Raw genomic sequence first — 9,231 nt, 5'->3', positions numbered from 1 at the left:
CTTGAGATCGTAAACAGCGCCTCTGGTTCGTTTGAGACTCATGCATGGAAGAATACCAAACTCAGCCCGCTTCGCGGGCTTGCTCTTTTCCTCCCCCCAGCAAGCTGGGGGGTATCCAAGAGCAAAATTTTATGAAAAATGTTCAATAAAACTTTACCAAATATTTCTTGATCTTTTTCACAAACCGAATACCCCACCCATATATGGAATCTTTTAATTATTGTTTGACGGTATGGCCTCAATCGTGAATTGACAATTTGAAAAAGGTCAAACCGTGATGACTGCTCAACTTATAAGGGATGCCTTTGAGGAAATGGTGTCTGGCATTGTCAAGATTATGACCCCCACGGCCATTCCTCACCTGTACCACCACTCTGCGACGACTCATGAAATCAACTCGGTCTACCACTTCGCCAAGGCAGTCAAGCAATTTTCAAAGTCATCTGCCGTTTATTTCGAATTCAAGCGATTCCGGCCGAGTGGACGCTGTGATAGTCACGCAGACACCTTGGATATTGGTTGAAGCTAAGAGTCGTTTAGATTTTGGGAGACTTGGCTCTCTGGAGGACCAAGCGACACGACTTGGCGGAGGACAGTTTATACAAATATCTTTCCGAAAGGATCCCGACGTTCAAGAAGGAGAAGTGGCAAATCGAAGGAACTGATGAATCTGGAGTGTTTTAATTGCTGAGACCCTTGAGCCTTCGTGGAAGAAGCGGTGGGTCGAATTGCCTTACAACATAACCTACCCGATGCTTAGGAGCTACACGTCACTGGCTAGGGAGAACTCCGTTTACCAGCACTTGTATCATCTTTTGGCCTACAAGCGCCTAGCATAGAAGCCCTGTCCAACAATGTCCTAAAGACAAAAAAAAACGATCGAGGCCCGGGATCAAGTTTATTGTTGAGAGTTTGGTGTTAAAGGGTTAAGGGAAAAATGTGACCAGGTCTGTTTTTGTCGATTTTTCGGGCAACCAGTTGAGAACTGCATCTAGTTAAGGATTCATTCATGAGTTTTATGCGAGAAGGACCTGTAATGCCATTGTTGTATTTGAACTTTGCGGAAATGACTTTGGTGTGTACGGATGAGGAGATGTATTTGTTCCTTCGGGAGCAGTATGAGAGCCAGAGATACCTTTCCCAGGTTACAGAGAGTTCGCTTTTAAAACGACTGGATGGTCTGGTGACGAATCTGCTGATATTCTCCTTAACGAGAAATCCGGTATTACTTATAAAGAGTGGGAAGCAAGAGGTTGCATTTATTGACCTTTTGACTGAACTTTCTTTGCGTGGCATCAATGCCATGCCACATTTGGAAAAATCTGTGCGCCGTTTTGATGATTATAAGGGTATTGCAAACAATGTCGATTTGTTCGAAAAGTCGAGAGCTCTTGCAGGTGAGAAGTGTTTGTTTAAGTTCACAAAATTGAAATTTGTTGATGACCTTCGTCATGGACGGATTCGGTTTACACTTGCTTCGTCATATAAAAGAAGTGGGTATAATGTTGCGATACGCGATGATGAACTGAATATCCAACACCAACTTCTGAACCTGAGAGTAACATTTGCCGAAGGGTCGGAGGCACCAGTTCGAAATGGTGTGTTTGATCGAAATGCATGTGGCGATTATTATGTCTCCTGTTTCTCTGTAGCGTTTGATTTAAAATTGTTCCACCTGTTCGATGCTGATGCCTGTTTCATTTTCAGAGACGGAGATAGGTTTGTGCAGGAGGTGCAAAGCGCTTATCGGGAACAATATGAAGATTCAAGGATATTGTTTGGTTCTGTAGATTACGTGGACCCATATAGGGAGTTGAAAACAAATAAATCTATCCAATTTCTCAAGACGGATGACTTCGCTTATGAAAAGGAGTTCAGGTTTGTGGCATTTGATGGTAATCCCCAAAAGGAAGATGTTAGACCCTTGACGATCGATATGAGCAAGATAAGGTGGGATTTAGTCGTAAACGAATAAGCCAGATGTATTTAACAGAGCTTGAACAATATGTATAGATTGAAAAAGATCGGCAGTCTTGGTGGGGGCAACCTGAAATTAAAAAATGGTCACCAAAACTTTTCTGGCAATTCCTCTTCCATTTTTTCAGATCCCTAAATTGAATCATTTTTTTTGTTTGACGAAGAGTTTGCTCTGGTCTCTTCCAGGTCCTCCTCGTAACCAAAGCATAGGAGATCGTACTGCATGGCGAAGAAAATCCGCCGAATCGGTGTGATCACCGGAGATCCCCGGTTGGCCGATCCGACGAAGCGCAATGCGCAATATAATGAAGAGGATGCGGCGACGCACAATGCGATGAAGGCCGCCTTTCAGGAGCTTTCAGACTATACGTTTCTGTTTTATGACGACCATGCCCGTCTGTTTGAGCAGCTTCAGCAAGACCGTCCGGATTTAGTCGTCAATTTTTGCGATACGGGGTTTCGCAATGTACCCGCTCAGGAACTCAACATCCCCGCGTATCTGGAGATGCTGGGGATTCCGTATACCGGTGCGCCGCCGTCGGCCATGGTTATCTGTTTTGATAAAGCGATTGTCCGGCTCGTGGCCCAGTCGCATGGCGTCCCGGTTCCGCGGGAGTACTTCATTGACTCTAGAGACTCGCTCGAAGCCTTGCCGGATTTTTATCCTGCGCTGATTAAACCCAATGCGGCTGATGGGAGTGTGGGTATTACGAAGGATGCGGTTGTCCGGTCGCCGGAGAAAGCGCGGACGTATCTGGACTGGTTGCGCTCGACACTTCCCGGACGTGATGCGCTGATGCAGGAATATCTTCCTGGCCCGGAATACGGCTTCGGCGTCATCGGCAATCTGGAAACTAATTTCTGTATCCTGCCCCCTCTTGAAGTTGATTTCTCGCGTCTTCCCGCTGGACTTGATCCGATTTTGTCCTTTGAATCGAAGGCTTACCCCGACTCGCCCTACTGGACAGACATCAAATTTAAACAGGCTGTCCTCGATCCGGGTCTTGAGGAACAGATGAAAGACTGGGTGCGGATCTTGTTTAGGAGGTTCGGGCTGCGCGACTATGCACGGTTTGATTTTCGCGTCGGGTCGGATGGTATGCCGAAGCTGATGGAGGTCAATCCAAATCCGGCCTGGGCTTACGACGGAAAGCTGGCCTTTATGGCCGGTTTTGCGGGAATAAAATATGGAGAAATGTTACACAAGATTCTTCAGGCGGCCATCAACCGGATGACTGTCGCAACCAGTTAGAGAAGCGACCGTGGAATCGCCAGTGCCCAGTCATGTCGTTTGATGAGTGTATCGCCGTGGTAGGCTTCCAATTCTCCCGCAAACTGAAAGGTTTCAGTCGTGGCGGTGAGCCGTGTCCGACACTCCAGCCAAATCGACCAGTCCCGCCGTTTCAAGTGGGCGGTCTGTGTTAATTCCGTCTGAGCCGACAGCGCATCCTTTTCAAGAATCCGATACCGTTTCAAGAGGGTGTACCCCACATCGAGATCGATCTCTTCAATCCTGGCGTGAGATGCGCCGTCAAATTCTCCCCCGTCACTCCGTAACGTGTAGACCATTTCGTTGCTGGCGAGATCGATTTCAATGGTTCGCCGCATGCTGAGTTGCCGGAGTTTTTTATGCGGGGTGCCGGGTGCGGCTTCGGGTGGCCCGAACGGCCGTAGGGCTTCGTCTTCCTGGCGGGGAGGTCGCACGGGTAGAGTCACATTGCTCATCCCGGTCCGGATGGTCATTGTCACAGGAACGGGTGGGGGCCAGGCAATCGGCCAGTAACTGGTGGACAGAGCGAGCCTGATCCGGGAGCCTGGAGGGAACGCATGGGCGAAGTCGTTGAGTTGCACACGTACCTGATACCATTTGCCCGGCTCCAGGGGTTGTGGTGTTTCATGACTTTCGCGATGTGTGAGATTCAACAGCCCGTACGTGACACGCAGAACGGACCCGTCGGGTGCGACTTCTCCGAGGCGGACAGCGATCATCGCCACCGGTTGATTGACGCACAGATCCAGTTCCACGACCGGTGCGCCTAAGACCTCAAGTCGTTCGGTGAGGGGATCACTATCGAAGACGAGCGAACCACCATCGTCGGGTCGTTGATCCCGCGGCATTTCTCCATCCGCGCCGAATCCGCACCATTCTCCGGACCGGACCCCGGTTGTCTGGGGTGAGCAAAACGACAACTCCGTGGATTTCTCAGGAATAGGGGAGAGATGTCCCGGTTCTAGAAACCACCGTTGTTCGCTGATGCGAGGGCTCGGCCAGGTCTCTTCCGCCACCCATCTGCCGGGCCATACGGCGTATTGGGGTTGCGGCGTCTGACTCTCTTGCATCCATACCCGAAAAGCGGGTTCATCCATGATTCCTGTCTTCTTCCCTTTCAGCCAGTGGTCCCACCACCGGACGGCTTCCTGCAGAAAGCCGATGGCCGGGCCGGGGACGCCGTCCTGCGGAAAGACATGGGCCCAGGGACCGATGAGCGATTTTTTCGGACAGGAGAGATGGCTCATCAATCGAGGGATGGCATTGGTATAGCCATCGGCCCAGCCTCCGATGGCATAGACCGGGCAGCGAATGGCGTCATAGTTTTCGCACACCGACCCGTGTTTCCAATAATTGTCCCGCGCTTGGTGTCGCATCCAGACCACGGGAAACGGTTCGAGATTGTTTAACCGTTGCTGCCACATCTCCCACCATTGGTCGCCGACTATTTCCGGATCGGGCGGCAATGCCGAGTACAGGGTCAGCATGGAACCCCATTGCATATTTTCGTTCAGGAGGCAGCCCCCCATATAATGCGCGTCATCAGCGTACCGGTCATCCGTTGAACACAAGGTAATGATGGCTTTCAAATTCGACGGATTTCTGGCGGCGACCTGGAGCGCATTAAATCCGCCCCACGATATCCCCATCATCCCGATCGCGCCCGAACACCAGGATTGTTTAGCGATCCAAGCGATGACTTCCAAGGCGTCGTCATGCTCCTGATGGGAGTATTCATCATGCAGGATCCCTTCAGAGTCACCCGAGCCTCGAATATCCACCCTGATACTGGCATAGCCATGCGCTGCAAAATACCGATGGATCGGCTCGTCCCGTGATCGCATAAAGTCCCGTTTGCGATAGGGGAGGTATTCAAAAATGGCCGGAACCGGTTCCGTATCGGCTGACTTCGGCAACCAGATGCGTGCGGCGATCCGGCATCCGTCCGACATCGTGATCCAGGTGTTCTCGATTTCGGTAATGCGGTCGAGGATGGTGTAATCGATGAGCATCAACAATCTCTGAGTTTTTCGACAGTCTGTTTAATGCCGTTCCGCAACCGAGTCGCGGATATTTTTGGGAGCGGGGGGCGATTGGGTTGAAACTGATGGGTGGACCAAAAACTCAGCGCCAGCTTTTTTCTGACTTCGAATCCCGTTTCAAGATCCCAGCAGTTGACGATAGCCAGACGAAATCCGCCTGGAGGCATGGAGTGGTCCTTCGGAGGTTTCTCTTCATGGAACGTGATCTGAATGCTGGAGACGTTTGGAGTTTGGCGCAATTGGGCGATCACGTCTTTGGGTGGATGTTGATAATGGACGCCATGGGCGCCAAACAAGACGACACTGTACCCTTCCTGTCGTTGGGAATCATCGAAATGCCATTGTTCTTTGGCATACAGCCGTACGAGCGATTCAATCCAACCGGTCCCGTACAAATCCGGCCATTGGTCTGCGAATCGTAAATGGACTTCGATGATTGTGCCGCCGATCGTCTCAAAGTTGATCATGCCGGTGTATCCTGCAAGATGCCGGTGCAGCCAGTCGCCGCAGTAGGCTTCGATGGTTGGAAATGGCGTTGCCAACACCGTCCAATAATCGAACATTCCTCCTTCCAGCGGTTTGCCGGTGGCATGTCGCCACCAGTGGGGTTCGCCCTTCACCACGGCGACGTCGCTGGACACGTGATCCCCCTGGAGTAACGGCATCCACATGTGTCCCGGTCGTTCCAAATGTTTGTATTCTTTTAACGAGCGTAAGACACGGCTTCCCGCACCCATGCCTCGCATGTTGTAGATCGGTTTTGAAAACACGGGAAAGAAGGATGGATCCAGCCCGTGCGGAGCACACGGCAGGTTCTGGCTCTCGGCAATCGTCAGTTTGTTATAGATCCACTTGTATTGTGGGTACCACGCCCAGGCATCGCCGTCCTCGGTAGGGATGTTGACTTCCGGCGGGCATGGAATGCCCTCGAAATACTGCATGCGCCAGGGGTCGGCTTCACAAATCGGCATGTTCGCTTCGTTCCTCCAATGTCATGAACCACTTGAGCTGAAGTCATATCATATGTATATAGGTGCGGTCATGCAATGCGATTTTTGTCAGTAGAAATTTTTGGCAGGTTTTGCTTCTATTGAAAGTAGACGACTCTGGATACACTCTGTGAACAGGGTGCCTGAATCATTCAATGGTCCGAATGAATCTTCTTGAAAGGAGACGCGGATGGAAACCTTCCAGGTGAAAACAACTACACTTAAGGAGATTGTGGATCTCACCCCGAAACTGAATCGCATCATTAAGGAGAAGGATTTGCAAAATGGCTTGTGCCACATTTTTCTCCCTCATACCACTGCGGCTCTGACAACCGGAGAAATCGGAGAAGGCACGGAAAAAGACTTTCTCGACGTCGCAGAAAAAATCATCCCTCAGATTAGATTCCGTCATGCCCATGATCCCTCCCATGCGTGGTCTCATATGGCGGCCTCCCTGATCGGAGCGTCCCTGACTTTGCCCGTGATGGATGGTGAGTTGCGTGTAGGTACCTGGCAATCGGTGTTATTGGTAGAACTCGATGGCCCGCGGGAACGCCAGCTCGTGGTGGGCTTAGCTCCTACAGGGGGAAGCCAATGACATTGAGAATTCCAGGTTGAGGGGAATGTGAAATGGCCTTCATGCGTGAGCACAGTGGGCCAGGGCACAGTCATTTGTTACCGGATTCCTAACATCCAGGATCTGTCCTGGAAGTTTTTCAAGTCCTCCACCGCTTGAATTCCAATACGCATTGCATCATGAAGCAGATCACGAAGTTCCGTGGTCAATTCCAACAAGGCAGGCCTGTCAATGTCCTTTGAGCCTGTCGTGATGTTGTCCTTCATCTCCTCAAGGGCATGGATATCCTCAATAACGGATTTTGCTTTGGTGTAAAAATCTGCAACGGCAGCACTCCGATCTGTCAGCAAACCGATTTTATTCGCTAAGCTATTAAACACCGGGAAATAATTTTCGGAAATTCTTGGTGAAAATATATCGTTGGCGGTCAGCTGATGGGCCGGGTCGGAAAGTTTCTGAATGATTTTTTCAAGGTGTTGCAGGTACCGTCGTTTTAGGACAATTTCGATGATGGCGGCGATCTCTCCCTGTATGGCTAGGGCGATGCCTTTGCCTTCTTTGAAGGTGGCGTATCGCCTGACGGCTGCATTGATGACGCCCCCAAGCAGCGCTCCGAGGAGAAGCCAGATCACAGCATTGTCTCTCATGCAGTCCTTTTTTTACGCGGAGAAGAGTTGTCCCGGAGGGTTTTCCTCCCGAGCCTTCTTAAATTAGAACTTTACGGGGCTTTTTGCAAGACTCTGCCGGGAACGGTCGGATGCCTCACTTCCTACCCATCCTTCCAGGTCCACAACTGATCGTATTCTCGCAATTGAGGAGGAACCCGCTTTTGGTCATTCCACCCGGGTGCAGATCATCCCTTTGTTCAAGATGACGCTCCCATCGCAGAGAACCCCATTCACGGGTTGTTCGAGAAGGAGAAAAAAGGGTTGAGTGATATTTCATGTTGCAATGGTTCGGATTTACTTGTTCTTGGGAAGAGCCTCTTAGATTCTCTCCCAATTGAAGAAAATTTTTCTCAGGTCTGGAAATGGTTAAGTATGAAGGCTAGAGATGGCATGGGAACAGACGAATTTGCTAATGGAAATAGAAAAGTATCCATTTCAATCCATTGAGAACGTCATTTTATAATGTAAATGCCGGGCAACGTGTCCGGGGCGTTTAGGCTTAACGCATTACACTTCAGGATTAATTGGGCATAGAAGGCTGAAAATCGTGTGACCGCTAAGGCATCACCTGCACCCGTAGATAATCCGACTTTTTCGGCGAAAGCTGCCGGACTCCGCTATGTCACGGACGGGTGCCAGGGGTTGGTCCGAAAACGAGCAGGAAAAGGATTTCGTTATGTCGCACATAACGGCAAACAAGTCCGTAATCCTGACGTACTAGGGCGCATTAAGGCTTTGGCCATTCCGCCTGCCTGGCAGGATGTGTGGATTTGTTTGCACCCGGACGGACACCTTCAGGCGACGGGAAGGGATGCGAGAGGCCGTAAGCAATATCGATATCATCCGCAGTGGCGGAGAATCCGGGATGAAGTTAAATATGAACATTTGACGGCTTTTGCTCAAGCCTTGCCCCGAATTCGGAGGATCGTCAAGCGGGATCTTTCTCAAAAAGGTTTACCGCGAACCAAAATTCTGGCGACGGTCGTCCGGCTTCTTGAAACTTCTTTGATTCGAGTCGGGAATGAAGCCTATGCGCGTGACAATGAGTCCTTCGGGTTAACGACCATGAGGGACCGGCATGTCAATGTGAAGGGCTCCACCCTCACATTTCACTTTAAAGGGAAAAGTGGTATCGATCATGCCGTCGATCTTACCGATCCGCGGTTAGCGAAAATTGTCCGGCAATCGCAAGAGCTCCCCGGCTATGAACTCTTTCAATATCTCGATGAAAATGGTGCCAAACAATCCATCGAATCAACCGATGTGAACGCGTATCTCAGGGAGATTACCGGACAGGATTTTACCGCCAAAGATTTTCGCACGTGGGCAGGGACAGTCCTGGCGGCCAGAGCGCTTCAGGAGTTTCAATCGTTTGACTCTCAAGCTCAGGCAAAACGAAATGTGGTACGGGCCATCGAGTCTGTGGCCAAACGACTAGGTAATACGAAAGCGGTCTGTCAGAAATGTTATGTCCACCCTCATGTGCTGAACGCGTATATGGAAGGCACTCTCCTCCAAACACTTCGCAAACGGGTGAATCGGGAGCTTTCTCGATCGTTTCGCGGTTTACCTGCGGAGGAAGCGGCTGTTTTGACGTTGCTTCAACAGCAATTAAAGTCTGAAAAACGTGCAACCAAGAACGCATTCATGAACGGAAAGGGGTAATGCATAGCCGACTGGTTGTCCTTATGTGTCCATTCTCGAACAA

Annotated in this window: 8 protein-coding genes; 5 read left to right on the top strand and 3 right to left on the bottom strand. The window is 50.4% G+C overall.

What is annotated here, in order from left to right; all coding sequences use genetic code 11:
- The first annotated feature begins 277 nt into the window (after positions 1-277).
- The 3 genes from ACTRXD_RS15930 to ACTRXD_RS15920 all read left to right on the top strand — a co-directional run bounded on the left by ACTRXD_RS15930 (position 278) and on the right by ACTRXD_RS15920 (position 3,229).
- A complete protein-coding gene (locus tag ACTRXD_RS15930; RefSeq protein ID WP_442432763.1) occupies positions 278-523 on the top strand; it encodes a hypothetical protein in 246 nt (81 codons plus the stop codon).
- Between the two features lie 486 nt (positions 524-1,009).
- Entirely contained in the window at positions 1,010-1,975 is a 966-nt protein-coding gene (locus tag ACTRXD_RS15925) for a hypothetical protein (protein WP_442432762.1), read from the top strand.
- Positions 1,976-2,200: 225 nt separating this feature from the next.
- Positions 2,201-3,229: a D-alanine--D-alanine ligase family protein gene (locus tag ACTRXD_RS15920; protein ID WP_442432761.1), complete on the top strand. Its 1,029-nt coding sequence runs from the start codon at positions 2,201-2,203 to the stop codon at positions 3,227-3,229.
- Here ACTRXD_RS15920 and ACTRXD_RS15915 read toward each other — a convergent pair.
- A complete protein-coding gene (locus tag ACTRXD_RS15915; protein WP_442432760.1) occupies positions 3,226-5,259 on the bottom strand; it encodes a CocE/NonD family hydrolase in 2,034 nt (677 codons plus the stop codon). The two genes, ACTRXD_RS15920 and ACTRXD_RS15915, sit on opposite strands and share 4 nt — an antisense overlap.
- Positions 5,259-6,260: a hypothetical protein gene (locus ACTRXD_RS15910; RefSeq protein ID WP_442432759.1), complete on the bottom strand. Its 1,002-nt coding sequence runs from the start codon at positions 6,258-6,260 to the stop codon at positions 5,259-5,261. Before ACTRXD_RS15910 ends, ACTRXD_RS15915 begins: the two co-directional genes overlap by 1 nt.
- 208 nt (positions 6,261-6,468) lie before the next feature.
- On the opposite strand from ACTRXD_RS15910, the gene ACTRXD_RS15905 reads away from it, so the two are divergent.
- Positions 6,469-6,876 carry a secondary thiamine-phosphate synthase enzyme YjbQ gene (locus tag ACTRXD_RS15905; protein ID WP_442432758.1) on the top strand — a complete coding sequence of 136 codons (408 nt, stop codon included), beginning with the start codon at positions 6,469-6,471 and terminating at the stop codon, positions 6,874-6,876.
- Positions 6,877-6,953: 77 nt separating this feature from the next.
- Here the strand turns inward: ACTRXD_RS15905 and ACTRXD_RS15900 are convergent, their stop codons facing one another.
- Complete coding sequence (locus ACTRXD_RS15900; protein WP_312745752.1) at positions 6,954-7,502, bottom strand: hypothetical protein; 549 nt, start codon at positions 7,500-7,502, stop codon at positions 6,954-6,956.
- 570 nt (positions 7,503-8,072) lie between these two features.
- Here ACTRXD_RS15900 and ACTRXD_RS15895 point away from each other — a divergent pair.
- Positions 8,073-9,188, top strand: a complete 1,116-nt coding sequence (locus ACTRXD_RS15895) for a DNA topoisomerase IB (RefSeq protein ID WP_442432757.1) — start codon at positions 8,073-8,075, stop codon at positions 9,186-9,188.
- Positions 9,189-9,231 lie beyond the last annotated feature (43 nt).

It is taken from the genome of Nitrospira sp. T9 (assembly GCF_052156535.1).
GTDB lineage: Bacteria > Nitrospirota > Nitrospiria > Nitrospirales > UBA8639 > Nitrospira_E.
The sequence above is the reverse complement of the archived record's forward strand: the minus strand, read 5'-3'. Positions and strand labels throughout refer to the sequence as shown.